Origin of the sequence: Salipiger bermudensis, from assembly GCF_017309175.1 — a bacterium.
GTDB classification, from domain to species: domain Bacteria; phylum Pseudomonadota; class Alphaproteobacteria; order Rhodobacterales; family Rhodobacteraceae; genus Salipiger; species Salipiger bermudensis.
Genome location: NZ_JAEKJV010000013.1, coordinates 99,618 through 117,395, shown reverse-complemented (window position 1 = coordinate 117,395; position 17,778 = coordinate 99,618). Strand labels below are relative to the sequence as shown.

Below are 17,778 nucleotides of genomic sequence, written 5' to 3'. Positions count from 1 at the left end.
TCACAGCGTCTTGTCGAAGGGCCGCATTGCAGCGCGCCCCCCGCGCCCTATAAGGAGATGCAGCAGCAAAACGGCAAGACCCATGACCGACGACACCCAGAAAACCACGCATTTCGGCTTCACCGACATCCCCGAGACCGAGAAGGCCGGTCGCGTGCAGGGCGTCTTCAACTCGGTGGCGTCGAAATACGACGTGATGAACGATGCCATGTCGCTTGGCATCCATCGGGTCTGGAAGGACGCGATGATGGACTGGCTGGCCCCGCGCCCCGGGCAGCGCCTGCTCGACGTGGCCGGTGGCACCGGCGACATCTCGTTCCGCTTCCTCAAGCGCGCCGGTCATGGCCACGCCACCGTGCTCGACCTGACCGAGCCAATGCTGGTTGAGGGCCGCAAGCGCGCCGATGCCGCGGCGATGGCTGAACAGCTCGACTGGGTGGTGGGCGACGCCATGGCGCTGCCCTTCCCCGACAGCACGTTCGATGTCTACACGATCTCCTTCGGCATCCGGAACGTCACCCGCCCGCAGGAGGCTCTGAACGAGGCGTTCCGCGTGCTCAAGCCCGGCGGCCGGCTGATGGTGCTCGAGTTCAGCCAGATCCCCAACGACATGATGCAGAAGGCCTACGATCTTTATTCCTTCAACATCATCCCGCGCATGGGCCAGATGATCGCCGGCGATCGCGACAGCTATCAATATCTTGTGGAATCGATCCGCAAGTTCCCCGACCAGGAGACCTTCCTCGGCATGCTGCGCGCCGCCGGGTTCGGCAACGCCAAGTACCGCAACCTGAGCATGGGCATCGCCTGCCTGCATTCCGGCTGGAAGATCTGAGCCATGCGCGGACCGCACAATATCTGGCGCCTGATCCGCACCGGCGCCACCTTCGAGCGCACCGGCGCCATGGGCGTTGTGCTCGACGCGTTCGACGCGCCGAAAATGGTGCGCATCGCCTTCCGCACGCTGGTCTGGCCGTTCAAATGGACCGGCATCGAGGGCGATCCGTCGATGCCGCCCGCGCCCCGCGCGCTGAGCGCGCTCGGACCCGCCTATATCAAGTTTGGCCAGATTCTCTCGACCCGACCGGACGTGGTCGGTCAGGATCTCGCCAACCAGCTGCGGGTGCTGCAGGACAAGCTCCCCCCCTTTGGCATCGAGCAGGCCGAGCGCCAGATCGAGGCCGAGCTTGGCGTGCCCGTCTCGGAGATCTTCAGCGAGTTCAGCGCGCCCGTCGCGGCGGCCTCGATCGCGCAGGTCCACAAGGCGCGCCGTGCCGATACGGGCGAGACCGTTGCAGTGAAAGTGCTGCGTCCGGGCATCGAGCGCGCCTTCCGCACCGATATCGATGCGTTCTACTTCGCTGCGGACATGATCGAGACGCTGGCCCCGGCCGCACGCCGGCTGCGTCCGCGCGATGTCATCTCGCATTTCGAGAGCGTGGTGATGGGCGAGCTCGACCTGCGGCTCGAATCCGCTGCCGCCTCGGAATACGCCGCCAACACCGCCGACGACGATGGCTTCGAACTGCCATCGGTGGTCTGGGGGCTCTCGGGCCGGCGAGTCATGACCATGAGCTGGGCCGAGGGTGCACCGCTGGGCGACAACGCCGCGCTGGATGCCGCGGGACATGACCGCGAGCGGCTCAGCGAGCGGGTGCTGCAGCTGTTCCTGAACCATGCGCTGCGCGACGGCTTCTTCCACGCCGACATGCATCAGGGCAACCTCAAGGTCGCGCCGAACGGCAACATCATCGCCTACGATTTCGGCATCATGGGGCATATCGACGAGTATACCCGACGGGTCTATGCCGAGATCCTCTACGGCTTCATCCGACGCGACTACAAACGCGTGGCCGAGGTGCATTTCGAGGCCGGATACGTTCCCGCCGACCGAGATGTCGACGAGTTCGCCCGGGCGCTTCGGGCCGTCGGGGAGCCGATCTTTGGCATGGATGCAACGCGGATTTCGATGGCGCGGCTGCTCTCCTACCTGTTCGAGGTGACCGAGCGGTTCGGCATGCAGACCCGGACCGAGCTGATCCTGCTGCAGCGCACCATGGTCGTGGTCGAGGGCGTCGCACGCTCGCTGAACCCGCGCATGAACATCTGGAACACCGCCAAGCCGGTGGTCGAGGACTACATCAAGACCTCGATCGGCCCGCGCGCCGCGCTGCGCGACCTCGTGCAGACCGCCCAGGTGCTTGGCCGCTTTGGCCCGCGCCTGCCGGGGCTGGTGGAGGCCGCGCTGATCCGTCAGTCCGAGGGCGACGGCGCCGCGAAACGCAGCCCATGGCGCGTGCGGCTCGGCTGGGGCGGTGCCGGTGCGGCGCTCGGGGCGGCGCTCATGCTTGTCTGGCATACGTTCGCCTGATAGATCGGCAGCCTGATCTCTTGGGGGAGGACGCTCATGTCCACCGCGAAAACCGCGCTCGTGACCGGATCTGCCGGCTTTATCGGATTTCACCTGTCGAAGCGCCTTCTCAACGAGGGCTACCGGGTCATCGGTTTCGACGCGATGAGCGACTATTACGACGTCGTTCTGAAGCAGCGCCGGCACGCGATCCTCGGCGAGCATGCAGCCTTCGAGCCGGTCATCGCGCATACCGAGGACGAGGGCCGACTGACCGAGCTCTGCGTCTCCGAGCGCCCCGAGATCATCGTTCATCTCGCGGCACAGGCTGGTGTGCGGTATTCGCTCGAGGCACCGAGGTCCTACGTTCAGTCCAACCTCGTCGGTGCGCTCGAACTGCTCGAGGCAGCCCGGGCGGCGCCGCCGAAGCACCTCCTGATGGCCTCGACCTCGTCGGTCTACGGCGCCAATACCGAGATGCCTTATCGCGAAACGGCGAAGGCCGACCACCAGATGTCGTTCTATGCGGCGACGAAGAAGGCCAACGAGGCGATGGCGCATTCCTACGCGCATCTCTACGGGCTGCCGATCACCATGTTCCGCTTCTTCACCGTGTACGGCCCTTGGGGCCGGCCTGACATGGCCCTGTTCAAATTCGTCAAGGCGATCCTCGAGGGCCGCCCGATCGACATCTACAACCACGGCGACATGCGGCGCGATTTCACCTATATCGATGACCTGATCGAAGGTCTTGTCCGCCTGATCGGCCAGCCCCCGGTTCTGGGCGCACCGATCGAGGGCGACAGCCTGTCCCCGGTGGCACCCTGGCGGGTGCTGAACGTGGGACACGGCACGCCGGAACGGCTCGAGGATTTCGTGACCGCCATCGAGCAGGCTCTCGGGACGCCGGCCCTGCGCAATTACATGGACATGCAGCCCGGCGACGTTCCCGCAACCTGGGCAGACAACGCGCTGCTGACTCGTTTGACCGGTACCTTGCCCCGGACCCCTCTCGCGGATGGCGTCGCGGCTTTTGTCGAGTGGTACAAATCCTATTACGCCTCCGCGACCTGAACGCGGCCAGGGCTTTCGCGCTCTGCCCATCAGCGCAGAGCAGTGACGGCCTTGGCATCGATTTCGCTGCCATCCGACAGGGTCAGCAGGGTTGCTTCACCCTCGCGGCGCACCTCGATCACCGGATTGTAGACCTGGGCGGGTTGGCGCGCGACTGTGGTGCCGCCGGACAGGCTCTCGACCTCGAAACTGTAGATCCCTGACGCCATCGGTGTGCCGCCGTCACGAACCCCTTGCCATGCGACGACCGGTTGCGACGGATCGAGCGACAGGCGCTGGACCACGGAACCCGCAGCATCGCGCACTACGAGCCGGGCAGCATCGGCCCCGGGCTCGAACTCCGGCCGCATCACGAGAGGTGCTCCGTCAAAGCGCACCGCCGCATCCGCCAGAACATCTCGCCCGATCCAGGAGCCAAGTTGCTGCAACGTGCCTCCGGTCATGGCCTGCGCAAGATCCCCAAGAAGGTCGTTGGTCAGTACTTGCTGCTCCACCGACGAAAAGGTCGCGAGCTGGGTGGCGTAGTCCGTCGAATCAACTGGGTTGAGCGGATCCTGATTCTGCATTTGCGTGGTCAGCATCTTCAGAAACGTCTCGAAATCGCTGCTCAGGACCGCAGCATTTCCGGTCTGCTCCCCGCCCGCCGAGCCGGTGGACTCGGCGCGCCCGGTGGGGATGGCACCCGTTACCGCACTGCTTTGCATGATGATCTCCCTAAAGCCTCATGTCCAAACCATCGGAGGCCCGCGCGACCGGGTCCGACACCGCGGCCTCGGTTACCTGGCCACCGATGGGATCCGGCCCCTGCGCAGCGGACTCCCTTGACGAGCGCGATTGCGAACCGGGCCGTTCCTCACCGAAGCTGAAGCTCGCCGACCCATAGCCGAGATCGGACAGATGCCGGGCAAGCTGATCAACGTTGCGCCGCAGAAGATCCAGCGTTTCAGGCCGATCCGCAGTCACGCTCAGCATCAGTCCGGTCTCACCCTGACCGATGCGGAACCGCAACTGGCCGAGTTCTTCCGGCCGGAGCTTCAGTTCAATGACCTGATCCTGGGCATCCACCGCGGCGGTCATCGCCTCGGCGGCCTGGCGCAGCACAGGACCGGCCGCCTCGCGGGCCACGACGCTCATTCCGTGGCCGGGGGCCGAGGCCGACCCCGGAGCCGATCCGCTCGGCAGTGGTGCTGCGAAAACCTCTTCTGAAAGTGGCTCCTCCAGATCAATCACGGGCGAAATGACCGAGATTGCTGGCCGTTCAACACTCGCACCAATGGCTAACGATGGCAGTCCAGCCGACGCGGAGCTGGCCCCCATAGCCGGCTGGCCGGCGGCCACATGCCCAGCACCCTGTCTCAGGTCCCGGCCCCGATGCCGGGTCTCGATCGATGACACGACCTCCCGCGGCTCGACCGGTCGCCCATCCGGACTTGCCGGCATGACGACGTTCTCGTTTCGGCCTGACAACGGCACGGCCTGGATCTCGGGCGCAAAAGAGGATGTCCGTCCCCCTTGCGCAATCAAAGCCTCTGCGGAGGCGGTCCTGTCGGGCAGCCCCTGCGCAGACCGTGTGACGATACGCTCAGAAACGGCGCCATTCTGGCCGGTTTCCGATGACGCAATACCTTCCCTTCTGAGTTCGCGACCGCCCTCTTGCGGCAGAGGCCCCCCCCCATCCTGTGCCGAGCCTTTCGTCACCTGTGGCACGGGATGCGCTTCGGTTCGGGAGACCGCTGTTCTGCTTCGAAAGACCTCGACGGTGTCCCCCGGCTCCGTGGCCTCTTGATTTTGCTTCGGCGTGGCGTCGCCCCGCCCCCTGAACAAGACCGATGGAGCGTTTTCTGGCGCATTGCTTGCGGGCGGGGGGTCGGCGGGTTGTCCGGTCTGGACCGGGCGAGCGTCATGCGCGACAGCCACATCCGGCGCGCGGGTACCTTCGCTTGCAAGCTCCTGTCGCGTCGGGATAACGCCCCGCTCAAGAGCGGATGACGAGTCCGGAGGCTGGACGCTTTGATCTGCATCGGAGGCCTGAACCGATACCTCAGGCAGAGGGGTTCCACGGCTCGGCACGGAGATTGCGCTGCGCTCGCTCTGTACACCGACCGGCAGCTTCGCGGCCTCGACTTCTGGAGCGCGCGATCTCTGCATGCTGCCGTGCGTCGCAAGGTGATCTGCGTCTGCCTCATGCGTGAGCATGCGCTGTCGGGAGATCACCGCATCACCTCGCGTTTCCGGACGCGGCGTTTCGGACATCTCAGGCCGCGCGCGCAAATCGAAGCGCTGCGCTGTTGGAGGTCTTGAGACGGGCAGCTCCTCCAAAGCTATGATTGCACTGTCTTTCGGGGGTACTTGCTGGCGGTTTTCGTCTGCGCCCTTCTCTGCCACCCCGAGCAACGGCGCATCTCGCGACTGTGCCACACCGGGAGGCACATCTCCGGATGGCGGCTTGGCGGTCGCATTGACGCTTCGCTCTGCGCCCGCACCGCTTGGCAAGGGAGGCGCCACTGGCACCGCCCGCGCGCGCGCCCCATCCGGGTGCGGTATGGGGGCCCAGCCGGAGGAGCGTCCACGAAGATCCACCGCAGGGCTCAACACGTCTGCCTTGGAGCGGTTCTCCGTTCGGTCCGAAGCGGCGCGCAACGGCTTGCCCCGGGTCTCGGGGCCATTCGGACGTGTCTCCGGCTGTCGTGCCTCTGGCTTCGGCTTCTCCGTGTCAGCGCCGTCGGGCGGGGCATTTGCCGAGAGAACCAAGCGGGTCGTCCTTGCAGTGGCGGCTCTTTCCCGCGTTTCACCAGGCCCGACATCAAGAGCCGGGGGCAACGCCTTTGCCGGAGCGTCTGGTGCAGGCCGAGGCAAACGCGCCGGGCTGGGCGCACTGTCTAAGCGGCCAGATGCCGGGCCCAGCCCCCTGCCCTTGGTCGCGCGCGTCAACGGGCTGAGATGTTCGGGCAGAACCACCTTCGAGCTTTGGGACAGAGCCCGATCAGGTTCGGAACCGGGCATTCCCCTTGGTTCAGGCTTGAGCTGCGCTTCCGCCGTAGGACCCGCGCCCGGATGAGCGGGATAGACACCTCTCTGCCCGGGCCTCTGCACGACAGTGTACACTATCGAATTCCGTCGGCTCGCTTCCGTCCTGCGAAGACCGGAGGCGCGTACCAGGACCTCTTCCACCCGAGACGTCGGCTCCGCCTCGAACCGCTCACCCAGGCGCGGGCGCCGGGACCCGACAGAGTTGGGCCCAGCGCCGTTGGGCGGCAGGGCCTCTCGCCTCGTATCGCTTCGCGCCTGAGCGATCTCCTTTGCCGTTTCGGCCTTTGTGAGACCCTCATCTGCACCTCTTGGCGCGTCACGCCGGGCACCCGGGCGCAAAGACATATCGGGCGCTGAAGGGGCAATCGGCCGCTCGCGCCTCGATCTCGAGGACTGGACCGCATTGATCTGTTCGCCCTCGGGCTCCGGGCCGACAGGTGACGTCGAAACCTGGGTCTTTGGCACCGAGATCGCGCTCGTCGGCAATCTCGGGACCTCCTCAAGTGGCTTCGAGGCCATCCGCTCAGATTGCGCGGGCTCGGGTGGCATGGATGGCCGCGCTGTCTCCTCCGCAGACATCCCTGCCCTCGCACGTTTGCCCTCAGGCTCGGGGAGCATCTCCATCGCATCATCCCGCGACACCCCGGTCGATGCCTCCCTGCCATCGACCTGAAACCGGGGGCGTCCGTCGCCGCGCCCAGGATCCTGCCGGAGCACCGGAGCGGACCCTGTTTCGCCCCTGCCCTCCACAAAGGCCTCATCGTCCGCGACCGGATCGATATCCGCCATCTCAGGCGTCTGCTGCTGGCCATCGGATGGTGACAGCTTTGGCTCGTCCACGCTCATCTCCGAGGTCTCTTCGCCCTCATCAGGCTCTGCGAAGTCCGGGGCCTCTTGGTCGAGCGAGGCGAACACATCGGCGAACGGCATCCCGCCCGCCTCCGGTCCTGTGTCATTCTCGCGAAGCGCCGTCGGCAGCGCGAGGTTCAGCAATCCTGACAGTGGCTTCAGCATGGTCGCTCCGGGAATTCTTCCGCTGGAGACGGTCTAACGCGATTTTCCTTACCGCTTCTTTACCGACTTCCGCGCACTCTGCCGTTCGTTAGCTCGAATTGGAGAGACTCATGGAGATTCACGGGCCACTTCCTCCTGATGGACGCACCTCCCTGCGCAACGCAGCGATGGCGCTCGAGGCCAGTTTCCTGACCGAGATGCTGCGCTCTGCAGGGCTCGGCAAGAGCCGCGACACCTTCGGAGGTGGTGTCGGCGAAGACCAGTTCGCCTCAATACTCGCGCGCGAACACGCGCAGGCGCTGACAGAAGCCGGCGGGATCGGACTTGCCGAATCGATCTTTCAGGCTCTTGTCAGGCACGCCGATGACTGACCCGGTGCCCCATCCATTCGACACGCTCGAGGCGCTCCTCATGCAGGAGCGCGACAGCCTGCTTGCCGGCGCTCTCGACGACATCGCCCCCTTGATGGAAGAAAAGATCGCTCTGATTTCACAGCTACGCCACGATCCCCCCGAGGATGCAGAGCGGGTGCGACGGCTTCATGCGACCATGGTCCGCAATCAGGCGCTTTTCGATCAGACGCTTGCGGGACTTCGCAACGCCGCGGAACGGGTCGGCAGCATGCGCCACCTGCGCCGGTCGATGGAGATCTACGACGCAACCGGGCGCAGGGCGACGATCGACATGCCACCGGCGCAACAGGTCGAGCGCAGGGCATGACGAATTTGCATTGAATCCAAGAAACGTCAGATGGCGGTCTTAGCGCTTCGTTAGCTTCCGTGACCCAATGTCTGGCCTGCATCCGGTTCGGATGGCGCAGGGGGCAATCAGCCCGGCCTGCACTCGTCAGAAAGACGTTCAGAACGCCGGCCTCCGGCACATCGAAATACGGTGCAAAGCGCCGTTTGATCCCAAGGACGAACATCCATGTCTAGCATTCTGACGAACAACGGCGCCATGGTGGCGCTCCAGACCCTGAAATCCATCAACTCGAGCCTCGCCACCACCCAGGGCGAAATCTCCACCGGCAAGCGCGTTGCCGACGCCAAGGACAATGCCGCCGTCTGGGCCATCTCCAAGGTGATGGAAGCCGACGTGAAGGGCTTCAAAGGCATCTCCGACAGCCTCAACCTCGGCGAATCCACCGTCGCGGTGGCACGCTCCGCGTCGGAAACGGTCACTGACCTGCTGACCGACATCAAGGGCAAGATCGTCGCCGCGCAGGAGGAAAACGTCGACCGCGCCAAGATCCAGACGGATATCGACGCACTGCGCGACCAAATCGACGCGGTGGTGGGCGCGGCCCAGTTCAACGGCCTGAACCTGCTGTCGAACACCGATTCAACCGCCGATTCCGGCAACATCAACGTCCTTGCGTCGCTCGACCGTTCGGGCACCGGCGTTGCCGCCTCTGATATCGCTGTCGCAAAGCAGGACCTGGGGACCGGCGCAGCCTCCACCGCCACCGTGAACCTGGACGTCTCGGTGAACACGACCGGTGTGGCAAGCGGTGCCACGGCCGAATACGTCACCTTCGACGGGGTCGGCGCAGACGACGAGCTGGTCGCCGGCGCGAACTTCAAGGTGACCGGAAGCAGCAACTTCGCAGGCGATGTCTCTGCCGATGCGTTCGATTTCTCGGCAGATGTCGAGTACGTCGCCCGGGACGGCGACACCCTTGCCGACGTCACCTCGGCGATGGTCGAGCGCCTGAACTTCCAGGCCGCTTCGGATGGTCTGGAAATCACCTTCTCGGTCAACGGGACCAATGCAGGCCAGATCGACTTCACCAACAACTACGACGAAGCGATCTCTGACGACAACAGCGTGGTGGAGCAATCCGACATCGCCGACATCGCGACACTGGAAGCCGAAGCCGACGGAACCATCGGTGGCGGCCTGGAACTGCTGGCTGAATTCGACGTCACAACCGACGACGGTACCGACGCAGCTCTCGATAGCATCGAAGGCCTGCTTCAGACGGCCATCGACTCCGCCTCGGCCTTCGGTTCCGTTCAGGGCCGGATCGAGACCCAGACCGATTTCATCTCGAGCCTGATCGACTCGCTGAAATCCGGCATCGGCACGCTTGTCGACGCCGACATGGAGGAGGCTTCGGCCCGGCTTCAGGCGCTTCAGGTGCAGCAGCAGCTTGGTGTTCAGGCGCTCTCCATCGCCAACCAGGCCCCACAGTCGCTGCTCTCGCTCTTCCAGTAAGGCAGAACCTCGGGGACCGGTTCGTCCGGTCCCCGAACCGCTAGCAAACCGCTTCATCCGAAACACAGTCGGAAGGTTCCGCCGTGAACGCGCAGATCATGGCGCAGCGCGCCTATACCCAACCAACAACCAGCACACGGACAGACCGGGCCATCGAGTATGACCTGCTCGCGCGTGTGACTCACCGCATCAAATCCGCTGCCGAGGCTGGACCCAAAGCCTATCCGAGGCTTGTGCGGGCCCTCTATGACAACCGCCGCCTCTGGACAGCACTGGCCGTCGATGTGGCCAGCACCGAGAACGCTCTGCCTCAGGAGTTGCGGGCGCAGATCTTCTACCTCGCGGAATTCGTGCAGCTTCATACCGGGAAGGTTCTCGCCCGCAAGGCACGGCTCGCCCCCCTGCTTGAAGTCAATGCCGCCATCCTGCGGGGCCTCGGCGGCCAGAGGCCAGGCCGATGAGCGGCCTGGTTCTCAAGCTCGGCCCGCGGGAGCGGGTCCTGATCAACGGCGCGGTGATCGAGAATGGAGATCGCCGCAGCCGTCTTTCGATCGTGACGCCCAAGGCCAATATCCTGCGCTTGCGCGATGCGATCCATCCCGAGGAAGCAAGAACACCGGTCCGCCGCCTCTGCTACATGACCCAATTGATCCTGACCGGTGATATCGACCCGGATGAGGCCCAGCGGCAACTGATCCGTGGGATAGAGGAACTCAGTCGCATTCTCACCGATCCCGACAGCCGCGAGCTTCTGACCAAAGCAACAACAAGCTTGCTGGACGCACAGTATTATCAATCTCTCAAGGCGCTTCGAAGCCTGATCCCAAGAGAAGACCGGCTGCTCGCCGCGCGGCAGCAATGACCTATACCCCCATGATCGGAGGTCCGGGGCTGGTCGGGTGGCAGATCCTGCAAAATACGATGGACACGCAGCGGACGGCCTTCAACAAGACCCCGGAGATCACCCGCGAAGCCGCCTACTTCACCGAGACCATCGGCAGCATCGGCTCTGCGGAGGAGCTTGTCGGCAATCGGCGCCTGCTCAGCGTCGCGCTCACCGCCTTTGGCATGGAGGATGAACTCGACAGCAAATATCTGGTGCGCCGCCTCATTGAAGAAGGGACCAAGGATGACGATGCGCTTGCGAACAAGCTGAACGACAGCCGCTTCGTGGCCCTTGCCGATGCCTTCGATTTCGAACCCGTGATCACACGCAAAACCCAGGAAGAGGGTTTTGCAGAGACGGTGCTCGTCCGCTACGAGGAACGCGTTCGCGCCAACCTGGCGCAGACCCTGACCGAACCGGACTACGTGGCCGATCCCGACTATGCCGCGCTTTTTGCCGCGCAGGTCGAGGAGAATCTGGAAATCTCGCGCGCCTACTTCACCGAGAATATCGGCCGCATCACCTCAGCCGAAGAGTTGCTGCTCGATCCGGAGCTCAGGCAGGTTGCAACAACCGCGTTCGACCTTGGCGACCGCGCTCGGAGCACGACGCTGCTGCGCCGGGCCCTCGAAGAGGACCCCGCCGAAGCGACGGCCTTGTCCAACGTTCTGAATGACAAAAATCTCCGCGCCTTTTCGATGGCCTTCGCATTCTACGAGACCGAGACCAGCACAGTGCTTCAGACCGAGGGGTTTGCCTCGAACATCACCGAACAGTTCCGCTGGCAACGCTTCGAAGACGCTGTGAGTGATGTTGATGAGGCGATCGGCGCGGCTCTGAAGTTCCAGCGCTCCCTGCCCGAGCTTGCGGCCAATGACCTGAGCGAGACCGCCAAGTGGTACAACGTTCTTGGCAGCACCATGATGCGCGAGGTTTTCGAAACCGCGCTCTCCCTGCCGGACGGTTTCAGCCAGATCGATCTCGACAAACAGGTCGAGGTCATCTCTGACAAGGCACGACAGCGCTTTGGAATCGAAACCTTCTCGGACCTGCAGGCCCCCAAGACCCTGAACGGGATCATCCAGAGCTATCTTCTGCAGGACCAGATCTCGCAAAGCGGCGCTTTCGGCTCTCAACAGATCGCCCTTACCCTGCTCAGCACCATTCGCTACGATCGCGACAGATCCTAAGATCGTCAGCCGGCGCCCGACAGGCGCCTCCTTTGTTGAGGCGGCCTGACACCAGAGCGACGCAGGATCAACCGAAGCTGATTGAACGCCGCGTGTGGCCCATGAGGTGCTGCCTCGGAGAAGAAGCCATCGAGGTCGGGCCAGGCTCTGATGGCCTGATCAAGCAGCGGATCCTCGCCCTCGCGGTAAAGCCCCGCACGGATCATCGTCTCGGATCGCGCATAGGCACCAAGCAGGTGTCTGGCCTGAAGCAGGACGTCGTTCTCCTCCTCGGTGGCCGCCTCGGGGAGGCTGCGCGACACCGACCGCAAGACATCGATCGCCGGAAACCGGCCCCGCTCCGCGATCTCGCGGCTGAGAACGACGTGGCCATCGAGCACGCCACGCAGAATATCGGCGATCGGCTCCTCCATGTCGGACCCCGCAACGAGAACGCTGAAGATCGCGGTGATGTCGCCAGACCCGGCCAACCCGGGACCAGCCCGCTCAGCCAGACGCATGATCTGATTGGCGGTTGAGGGCGGGAAGCCGCGCAGCGCGGGCATCTCGCCGGCGGCGACCGCGACCTCGCGATGCGCCTCGGCAAAGCGGGTGATCGAATCGGCAAGAAAGAGAACCTGTCGGCCAGTGTCGCGAAAATGCTCTGCCACGGTCATCGCGGCAAGCGCGCAGCGCCGCCGTTCGAGCGGCGAACGATCCGAGCTTGCCGCGATGACCACGCTGCGCGCCATCCCTTCTGGCCCGAGAACATCATGCACGAAATCATGCACCTCGCGCCCCCGCTCTCCGATCAGCGCCAGCACGACGACATCCGCCTCGACGCCGCGCGCGAGCGAGGCCAGGAGCCGTGACTTGCCCACGCCGGACCCTGCAAACAGCCCCACGCGCTGCCCCCGCACGATCGGCAGAAAGGTGTCGAACGCGGCGAGCCCGCTGCGCAAGCGCCCTCCGAGACCGCGCCGCTGCGCCGCCGGGGGCGGGCTGGCCCGAAACGGTCGCCGGAGCGACCCGGACGACAGCGACCGACCGTCGAGCGGCTGCCCGTAAGGGTCGATCACCCGCCCGACCCAATCATTTGAAGGCGCCAGAACCGGCGGCCCGAGCACCGCAACGCGATCGTCCTGAGATACGCCCTCCGGCCCCTCGTCGGGCAGCATCGCGACCATGTCGTCGCGAATGCGCAGCACCTCTCCTCCAAGTTCACCGTCAGCGTGATAGAGCCTCAGGCGATCGCCGATGCAGGCCAGGTGCGCAAGCCCGCGGACCCAGATGACCGTTCCGTCGACCGAGCGAACCCGCCCGACCGCGCGGGCCGGGCGGATCTGCGTGATCTGCGCCAGCAGACCGTCGAGTTCGAGTTTCTCCATCAGGCGCCCCCTTCAGCGGTCTCAAACCATTTCTAAAGGAATCAGCCTTAAGCCTTGGTTGAAGCCAATCGAGGGAGAAGCCCCGATGTTCCATAATCTGAACGTCTTTCAGACGGCGATGGCCCTTGCGAAGCATTCCGGCCTGCGGCAGGCCCTCAGCGCGCAGAACATCGCCAACGCCGATACGCCCGGCTATCGCGCACTCGATATACCGGATTTCGAAGCCACGCTTCGCGAATCCGCTCCTCACCAGCGCGCCACCCGGAACAGGCATTTGAACGGGCTGCGCTCGGATCACCTGCCCGAGCCGACCCTGCGCCGGTCAAGCGTCGATCCGAACGGAAACTCAGTCTCTATCGAAGGTGAAATGGTGACGGCTGTCGCGGCGTCCCGCGGACATGGTCGCGCGCTGTCGATCTACCGATCAAGCCTCAACATCCTTCGCACGAGCCTCGGGCGCTAGACACGGAGTGGATGAATGAGTGCCTTTTCCGATGCCCTGTCGGTCTCGTCCAGCGGGCTGCGCGCCCAGGCCGACCGCCTGCGCGTGGTGTCCGAGAACATCGCCAATGTCGACACGCCCGGTTACCGCCGCAAGACCCTGCCGTTCGAACTTGGAGAGGGCAGTGACGGCGTCCGGGAAGTGCAGGCCGGCGATACGCGGCTCGACCGCAGCGATCTGGAACGGATCTGGGATCCTCATCACCCCCTCGCCGATCCTGCCGGCTTCTACGACGGGACCAATGTCGATCTGATCGTGGAGCTGGCCGACGCCCGCGAGGCGCAGCGCAGCTACGAAGCCAACCTGAAAATGTTCGAACAAACGCGGCAGATGTCCAGCAGTCTGATGGATCTGCTGCGCCGTGGATAGAGCCTAACATTGCGTGAAAGGAGACCAGAATGGACGTCCGATCGCTTTTTGCTGCGCAGAAATACGCGGCACAGCGCCCCGCAACAGAGCCGCAGCCCAATGCCGACAGCGCCGCCGCACGGCTGAGAGGCGCCGCAGAGGATTTCGCCACTACGCTGAACGAGGCCGAGACCACGGCGACGGCGGCGATGACCGGAGATGCCGACCCGCATGCGCTGGTTCAGGCGCTGGCCCAGTCCGAACTCGCGGTCGAGACGGTCGTCGCGCTTCGAAACAAGGTCGTCGAAGCCTACCAGGAAATTCTGCGGATGCCGGTCTGAACCATGCTGAGCGAAACCATCTTCTATGACACGCTCAGACAGGGCCTCTGGGTCGCAACCATCACGTCGGTGCCAATCCTGACCGCAGCGCTGCTCGCGGGCGTGGGCGTGGGCCTGTTTCAGGCGCTGACCTCCGTGCAGGAGATGACGCTGACTTTCGTCCCGAAGCTGCTCGCCATCGTGGTGGTGTTCTGGATGTCGATGAGCTTCATGTCCGAAACCCTGGTCGGCTTCTTTCAGGGCCGCATCATTCCCGTCATCACCGGGGGCTGACATGGGCATCACCGACTATACAACCTTGTCCCGGCAGCAGGGCCTCATGCGCGAGATGCGGATGGTGGCGAACAACGTCGCCAACATGGCGACGACCGGCTACCGCCAGCAGGGCGTGGTGTTCTCCGAATACGTTCGCCAGACCGACCGGGATGGCAGCGTCGCCATGACCGCGAGCCACGTCCGAAACACCTCCTTCGCGCAGGGCAGCCTGACCCGCACAGGCGGGCAGCTGGATCTCGGCATCGAGGGCGAGGGCTTTTTCCTCGTCCAGACCCCGGCCGGCGAGCGCCTGACCCGAGCGGGCAATTTCGCCAGCAGCTCCGCCGGCGATCTCGTCACGCAGGATGGGCATCTGGTGCTCGACTCCGGCGGTGCACCGGTCTTCATCCCGCCGGATGCGACAGATCTTGCCATCGGTCAGGATGGCACGCTCAGCAGCAACGGCGCTCCGATTGGCCAGATCGGCATCGTGCAACCGCTCGATCCCGGGGCGCTGGTCCGCGAGGGGGGTGTGCTGTTCCGCGCCGAGGCCGGATACGACCCCGCCGAGGCCCCCCGCGTGCGACAGGGCTTTGTCGAAAGCGCGAATGTCGATCCGATCCTGCAGATCGCCCGCATGATCGAGGTCCAACGCGCCTACGAGATGGGCCAGAATTTCCTGCAGCGCGAGGATGAACGCGTCCGCGCAGCCATCAAGTCCATGATCACATGAGGAGAGCGTCATGCGTGCCCTGAAAATCGCCGCGACCGGCATGAGCGCCCAGCAAATGCGGGTCGAGGTCATTTCGAACAACCTCTCGAACATGAGCACGACCGGCTACAATGCCCGCCGGGCCGAGTTCGCCGATCTGCATTATCAACAGGTCGCCCGCGCCGGGACGGTCAGCGCCGCCGACGGGACCATGCTGCCGACCGGCGTGCAGCTGGGGCTGGGGGCACGGCCGGCTGCGGTCACGATGAAGCTTGCACAGGGGGCCTTGTCCCAGACCGGCGGAGATCTGGACCTGGCCATCGAGGGCCGCGGCTATTTCGAGGTGACCCTGCCCTCGGGCCTTGCAGGCTACACCCGCGACGGGGCGCTCAAGCGCGATGGCGAGGGGCTTATCGTCACCTCCGACGGGCTTCCCGTCGCGCCGGAGATCGTTATCCCCGACGACGCCACCAGCCTGTCGATCAATGCCGAGGGGGAGATCTATGCCTATTTCAACGACGCCGTCGAAGCCCAGCTTCTGGGTCAGCTCACCCTTGTCGGCTTCACCAATCCCAAAGGTCTCGAAGCGATCGGCGGCAATCTCTTCACCGAGACCGAAGCCTCCGGCCCGCCGATCCAGACCACCGCGGGACAGGACGGGCTCGGCACGTTCCGGCACGGCTATCTCGAGGACAGCTCGGTCGATCCCGTCTACGAGATCACCGAACTGATCGAAGCCCAGCGCGGCTACGAGCTCAATTCCAAGGTCATCTCCGCCGCTGACCAGATGCTCGGCGCAACGGTTCAGGTGCGCTGATGCGATTGGCGCTGCTCCTCTGTCTTGCCGCGGCGGGTGCCGATGCTCAGACCGTGGTCGCGACCCGCACGGTGCGCGCTCAGGATATCGTGCCGGCGGATGCGGTCCGGCTGGAGTCAGCAGAGGTCCCCGGCGCTCATGTCGTCCTTGGAGATGTCATCGGGCAAGAGGCGCGGGTCACGCTCTATCCCGGGCGTGCCGTGATGCGGGGCGCGGTTGGCGCCCCGGCGCTGGTCGAGCGCAACCAGATCGTCGAGCTGATCTTCGCCCGCAACGGGCTTCACATCGTGACCGAGGGTCGCGCTCTCGACCGGGCCGGTGCCGGCGAACGGGTTCGAGTTATGAACCTATCCTCGAGAAGCACACTGTTCGGGACGGTCACCGCCTCCGGGACCGTGAGCGTTTTGGGAGACTGAGCAATGACATATCGCGTTCTGTGCCTCCTCGGGCTCCTCGTCCTCTTCGGGTGCAGCCGTCTCGACCACCTCGGCAAAGCACCAAGCTTCACCCCGCAGGAGCAGAGCCCGGAGCGGGTCGCCATGGCCTATTCCGGGGTCCCGAGCGTCGCCTTGCCCCAACGTCTGACCGATCAGGCCTCGCTCTGGAGCCGTGAGCGAAGCTCGTTGCTCGGCGATCGGCGGGCCATGAAACAGGGCGATATCCTCACCGTCGTGATCGAGATTGACGACGAGGCCAGCATCTCGAACAGCACATCGCGCTCGCGGTCAGGCTCGGAGAGCCTTTCTGTGCCCCAACTCCTTGGGATACCGCAACGCATCGACGAGGATCTTCCGCTCGGGGCCACCATGGCGGATGCGGTCGATCTTGGCAGTCAGGCTGCATCGGGAGGAGACGGGCAGGTCCAGCGCAGGGAAGAGCTTACCCTCCGGGTGGCTGCGACGATCACCGACGTGATGCCGAACGGGGTGCTGGCGATCGAGGGGGCGCAGGAGGTGCGGGTGAATTTCGAGCTCCGGGAATTGCTGGTGTCGGGCTTTGTTCGCCCTGAAGACATCACGCGGCAGAACGAGATCACCTATGACAAGATCGCCTCGGCCAAGATTTCCTATGGCGGCCGCGGCCAGATCAGCGACATGCAGCAGCCGCGCTATGGCCAGCAGGTGCTCGACATGATCCTGCCATTCTGACGAGGCCGCGATGAAAAAGCTACTGCCCATTCTCCTGGCCGTGATCGGCACCGCAGCGGGGATCGGCGCCGGCCTTGTCCTCGCGCCGGCGCCCACTGCTCACGATATAGCCGAGACTGCCTCGGCAGGGGATGGGCATGACACCAGTGCGCATGACGGCGCCGGAGATCATTCCGATGCGGACGATGAAGATGGCGAGGGTGGCAATGAATACGTGCGGCTGAGCAACCAATTCGTGGTTCCGGTCGTCGGCAATGACCGGGTCGAGTCGCTTGTGGTCCTGTCGCTGAGCCTCGAGGTCGGTCCCGGCGATACCGAGGCGGTCTTTGCCCAGGAACCGAAGCTCCGCGACGTGTTCCTGCGGGTCCTCTTCGACCACGCCAATATCGGCGGGTTTGCGGGCAATTTCACCGAGCAGCATCGCATGGACCGACTGCGTCGCGCCCTCTGGGAAGCCGCCCGAAACGTGATGGGCAAGATCGTGTTCGATGTGCTCATCACCGAGATCGCCCGGCAGGATTCCTGAC

Annotated in this window: 21 protein-coding genes; 18 read left to right on the top strand and 3 right to left on the bottom strand. The window is 64.6% G+C overall.

Going from position 1 to position 17,778, the window contains the following annotated elements:
* The first annotated feature begins 82 nt into the window (after positions 1-82).
* Genes ubiE through JF542_RS17275 form a run of 3 tightly spaced genes read left to right on the top strand, consistent with a single transcriptional unit; the run spans position 83 to position 3,424 of the window.
* Positions 83-835, top strand: a complete 753-nt coding sequence (gene ubiE, locus JF542_RS17285) for a bifunctional demethylmenaquinone methyltransferase/2-methoxy-6-polyprenyl-1,4-benzoquinol methylase UbiE (protein ID WP_007795494.1) — start codon at positions 83-85, stop codon at positions 833-835.
* Between the two features lie 3 nt (positions 836-838).
* Positions 839-2,371 (top strand): 2-polyprenylphenol 6-hydroxylase, encoded by a 1,533-nt coding sequence (ubiB, locus tag JF542_RS17280; protein ID WP_207076756.1) that lies wholly within the window; start codon positions 839-841, stop codon positions 2,369-2,371.
* A gap of 36 nt (positions 2,372-2,407) precedes the next feature.
* Positions 2,408-3,424 carry an NAD-dependent epimerase/dehydratase family protein gene (locus JF542_RS17275; RefSeq protein ID WP_207076755.1) on the top strand — a complete coding sequence of 339 codons (1,017 nt, stop codon included), beginning with the start codon at positions 2,408-2,410 and terminating at the stop codon, positions 3,422-3,424.
* Positions 3,425-3,453: 29 nt separating this feature from the next.
* Here the strand turns inward: JF542_RS17275 and JF542_RS17270 are convergent, their stop codons facing one another.
* Positions 3,454-4,128 carry a flagellar hook capping FlgD N-terminal domain-containing protein gene (locus JF542_RS17270; RefSeq protein WP_207076754.1) on the bottom strand — a complete coding sequence of 225 codons (675 nt, stop codon included), beginning with the start codon at positions 4,126-4,128 and terminating at the stop codon, positions 3,454-3,456.
* 10 nt (positions 4,129-4,138) lie between these two features.
* Positions 4,139-4,558: a flagellar hook-length control protein FliK gene (locus JF542_RS17265; protein ID WP_207076753.1), complete on the bottom strand. Its 420-nt coding sequence runs from the start codon at positions 4,556-4,558 to the stop codon at positions 4,139-4,141.
* 3,020 nt (positions 4,559-7,578) lie between these two features.
* On the opposite strand from JF542_RS17265, the gene JF542_RS17260 reads away from it, so the two are divergent.
* The 6 genes from JF542_RS17260 to JF542_RS17235 all read left to right on the top strand — a co-directional run bounded on the left by JF542_RS17260 (position 7,579) and on the right by JF542_RS17235 (position 11,761).
* Positions 7,579-7,839: a rod-binding protein gene (locus JF542_RS17260; RefSeq protein ID WP_242533811.1), complete on the top strand. Its 261-nt coding sequence runs from the start codon at positions 7,579-7,581 to the stop codon at positions 7,837-7,839.
* 40 nt (positions 7,840-7,879) lie between these two features.
* Positions 7,880-8,188: a flagellar protein FlgN gene (locus tag JF542_RS17255; protein ID WP_242533810.1), complete on the top strand. Its 309-nt coding sequence runs from the start codon at positions 7,880-7,882 to the stop codon at positions 8,186-8,188.
* Between the two features lie 207 nt (positions 8,189-8,395).
* Entirely contained in the window at positions 8,396-9,685 is a 1,290-nt protein-coding gene (locus tag JF542_RS17250) for a flagellin (RefSeq protein WP_007795519.1), read from the top strand.
* An 83-nt stretch (positions 9,686-9,768) separates the two neighbouring features.
* Positions 9,769-10,146 (top strand): flagellar biosynthesis regulator FlaF, encoded by a 378-nt coding sequence (flaF, locus tag JF542_RS17245; RefSeq protein ID WP_007795522.1) that lies wholly within the window; start codon positions 9,769-9,771, stop codon positions 10,144-10,146.
* The gene (gene flbT, locus JF542_RS17240) at positions 10,143-10,547 is read left to right on the top strand and encodes a flagellar biosynthesis repressor FlbT (RefSeq protein WP_007795525.1); all 405 of its coding nucleotides are present in this window, start codon (positions 10,143-10,145) and stop codon (positions 10,545-10,547) included. Before flaF ends, flbT begins: the two co-directional genes overlap by 4 nt.
* Before the next feature lie 206 nt (positions 10,548-10,753).
* The gene (locus tag JF542_RS17235; RefSeq protein ID WP_242533809.1) at positions 10,754-11,761 is read left to right on the top strand and encodes a DUF1217 domain-containing protein; all 1,008 of its coding nucleotides are present in this window, start codon (positions 10,754-10,756) and stop codon (positions 11,759-11,761) included.
* Between the two features lie 5 nt (positions 11,762-11,766).
* Here JF542_RS17235 and JF542_RS17230 read toward each other — a convergent pair whose 3' ends face one another.
* Positions 11,767-13,128, bottom strand: a complete 1,362-nt coding sequence (locus JF542_RS17230; protein WP_207076750.1) for a FliI/YscN family ATPase — start codon at positions 13,126-13,128, stop codon at positions 11,767-11,769.
* Between the two features lie 85 nt (positions 13,129-13,213).
* On the opposite strand from JF542_RS17230, the gene JF542_RS17225 reads away from it, so the two are divergent.
* The 9 genes from JF542_RS17225 to JF542_RS17185 are packed head-to-tail and all read left to right on the top strand — an operon-like array spanning position 13,214 to position 17,777.
* The gene (locus tag JF542_RS17225; RefSeq protein ID WP_207076749.1) at positions 13,214-13,591 is read left to right on the top strand and encodes a FlgB family protein; all 378 of its coding nucleotides are present in this window, start codon (positions 13,214-13,216) and stop codon (positions 13,589-13,591) included.
* A gap of 15 nt (positions 13,592-13,606) precedes the next feature.
* Positions 13,607-13,999: a flagellar basal body rod protein FlgC gene (gene flgC / locus JF542_RS17220; protein ID WP_007795538.1), complete on the top strand. Its 393-nt coding sequence runs from the start codon at positions 13,607-13,609 to the stop codon at positions 13,997-13,999.
* 29 nt (positions 14,000-14,028) lie between these two features.
* A complete protein-coding gene (gene fliE / locus JF542_RS17215; protein WP_007795541.1) occupies positions 14,029-14,319 on the top strand; it encodes a flagellar hook-basal body complex protein FliE in 291 nt (96 codons plus the stop codon).
* Positions 14,320-14,322: 3 nt separating this feature from the next.
* Complete coding sequence (locus tag JF542_RS17210; protein ID WP_007795543.1) at positions 14,323-14,592, top strand: flagellar biosynthetic protein FliQ; 270 nt, start codon at positions 14,323-14,325, stop codon at positions 14,590-14,592.
* Between the two features lies 1 nt (position 14,593).
* The gene (locus JF542_RS17205) at positions 14,594-15,307 is read left to right on the top strand and encodes a flagellar hook-basal body complex protein (protein ID WP_207076748.1); all 714 of its coding nucleotides are present in this window, start codon (positions 14,594-14,596) and stop codon (positions 15,305-15,307) included.
* 10 nt (positions 15,308-15,317) lie between these two features.
* Positions 15,318-16,103: a flagellar basal-body rod protein FlgG gene (gene flgG, locus JF542_RS17200; RefSeq protein WP_207076747.1), complete on the top strand. Its 786-nt coding sequence runs from the start codon at positions 15,318-15,320 to the stop codon at positions 16,101-16,103.
* Complete coding sequence (gene flgA, locus JF542_RS17195; protein ID WP_207076746.1) at positions 16,103-16,519, top strand: flagellar basal body P-ring formation chaperone FlgA; 417 nt, start codon at positions 16,103-16,105, stop codon at positions 16,517-16,519. Before flgG ends, flgA begins: the two co-directional genes overlap by 1 nt.
* A 3-nt stretch (positions 16,520-16,522) precedes the next feature.
* Positions 16,523-17,251 (top strand): flagellar basal body L-ring protein FlgH, encoded by a 729-nt coding sequence (gene flgH / locus JF542_RS17190; protein ID WP_207076745.1) that lies wholly within the window; start codon positions 16,523-16,525, stop codon positions 17,249-17,251.
* Positions 17,252-17,261: 10 nt separating this feature from the next.
* Positions 17,262-17,777: a flagellar basal body-associated FliL family protein gene (locus tag JF542_RS17185; RefSeq protein ID WP_207076744.1), complete on the top strand. Its 516-nt coding sequence runs from the start codon at positions 17,262-17,264 to the stop codon at positions 17,775-17,777.
* Position 17,778 lies beyond the last annotated feature (1 nt).

Excerpts from the sequence above, each read along its gene's own strand:
- ubiE (WP_007795494.1), top strand. The coding sequence starts at position 83 with ATGACCGACGACACCCAGAAAACCACGCATTTCGGCTTCACCGACATC.
- ubiB (WP_207076756.1), top strand. The coding sequence starts at position 839 with ATGCGCGGACCGCACAATATCTGGCGCCTGATCCGCACCGGCGCCACC.
- JF542_RS17275 (WP_207076755.1), top strand. The coding sequence starts at position 2,408 with ATGTCCACCGCGAAAACCGCGCTCGTGACCGGATCTGCCGGCTTTATC.
- JF542_RS17270 (WP_207076754.1), bottom strand. The coding sequence starts at position 4,128 with ATGCAAAGCAGTGCGGTAACGGGTGCCATCCCCACCGGGCGCGCCGAG.
- JF542_RS17265 (WP_207076753.1), bottom strand. The coding sequence starts at position 4,558 with ATGAGCGTCGTGGCCCGCGAGGCGGCCGGTCCTGTGCTGCGCCAGGCC.
- JF542_RS17260 (WP_242533811.1), top strand. The coding sequence starts at position 7,579 with ATGGAGATTCACGGGCCACTTCCTCCTGATGGACGCACCTCCCTGCGC.
- JF542_RS17255 (WP_242533810.1), top strand. The coding sequence starts at position 7,880 with ATGCAGGAGCGCGACAGCCTGCTTGCCGGCGCTCTCGACGACATCGCC.
- JF542_RS17250 (WP_007795519.1), top strand. The coding sequence starts at position 8,396 with ATGTCTAGCATTCTGACGAACAACGGCGCCATGGTGGCGCTCCAGACC.
- flbT (WP_007795525.1), top strand. The coding sequence starts at position 10,143 with ATGAGCGGCCTGGTTCTCAAGCTCGGCCCGCGGGAGCGGGTCCTGATC.
- JF542_RS17235 (WP_242533809.1), top strand. The coding sequence starts at position 10,754 with ATGGAGGATGAACTCGACAGCAAATATCTGGTGCGCCGCCTCATTGAA.
- JF542_RS17230 (WP_207076750.1), bottom strand. The coding sequence starts at position 13,128 with ATGGAGAAACTCGAACTCGACGGTCTGCTGGCGCAGATCACGCAGATC.
- JF542_RS17225 (WP_207076749.1), top strand. The coding sequence starts at position 13,214 with ATGTTCCATAATCTGAACGTCTTTCAGACGGCGATGGCCCTTGCGAAG.
- flgC (WP_007795538.1), top strand. The coding sequence starts at position 13,607 with ATGAGTGCCTTTTCCGATGCCCTGTCGGTCTCGTCCAGCGGGCTGCGC.
- fliE (WP_007795541.1), top strand. The coding sequence starts at position 14,029 with ATGGACGTCCGATCGCTTTTTGCTGCGCAGAAATACGCGGCACAGCGC.
- JF542_RS17210 (WP_007795543.1), top strand. The coding sequence starts at position 14,323 with ATGCTGAGCGAAACCATCTTCTATGACACGCTCAGACAGGGCCTCTGG.
- JF542_RS17205 (WP_207076748.1), top strand. The coding sequence starts at position 14,594 with ATGGGCATCACCGACTATACAACCTTGTCCCGGCAGCAGGGCCTCATG.
- flgG (WP_207076747.1), top strand. The coding sequence starts at position 15,318 with ATGCGTGCCCTGAAAATCGCCGCGACCGGCATGAGCGCCCAGCAAATG.
- flgA (WP_207076746.1), top strand. The coding sequence starts at position 16,103 with ATGCGATTGGCGCTGCTCCTCTGTCTTGCCGCGGCGGGTGCCGATGCT.
- flgH (WP_207076745.1), top strand. The coding sequence starts at position 16,523 with ATGACATATCGCGTTCTGTGCCTCCTCGGGCTCCTCGTCCTCTTCGGG.
- JF542_RS17185 (WP_207076744.1), top strand. The coding sequence starts at position 17,262 with ATGAAAAAGCTACTGCCCATTCTCCTGGCCGTGATCGGCACCGCAGCG.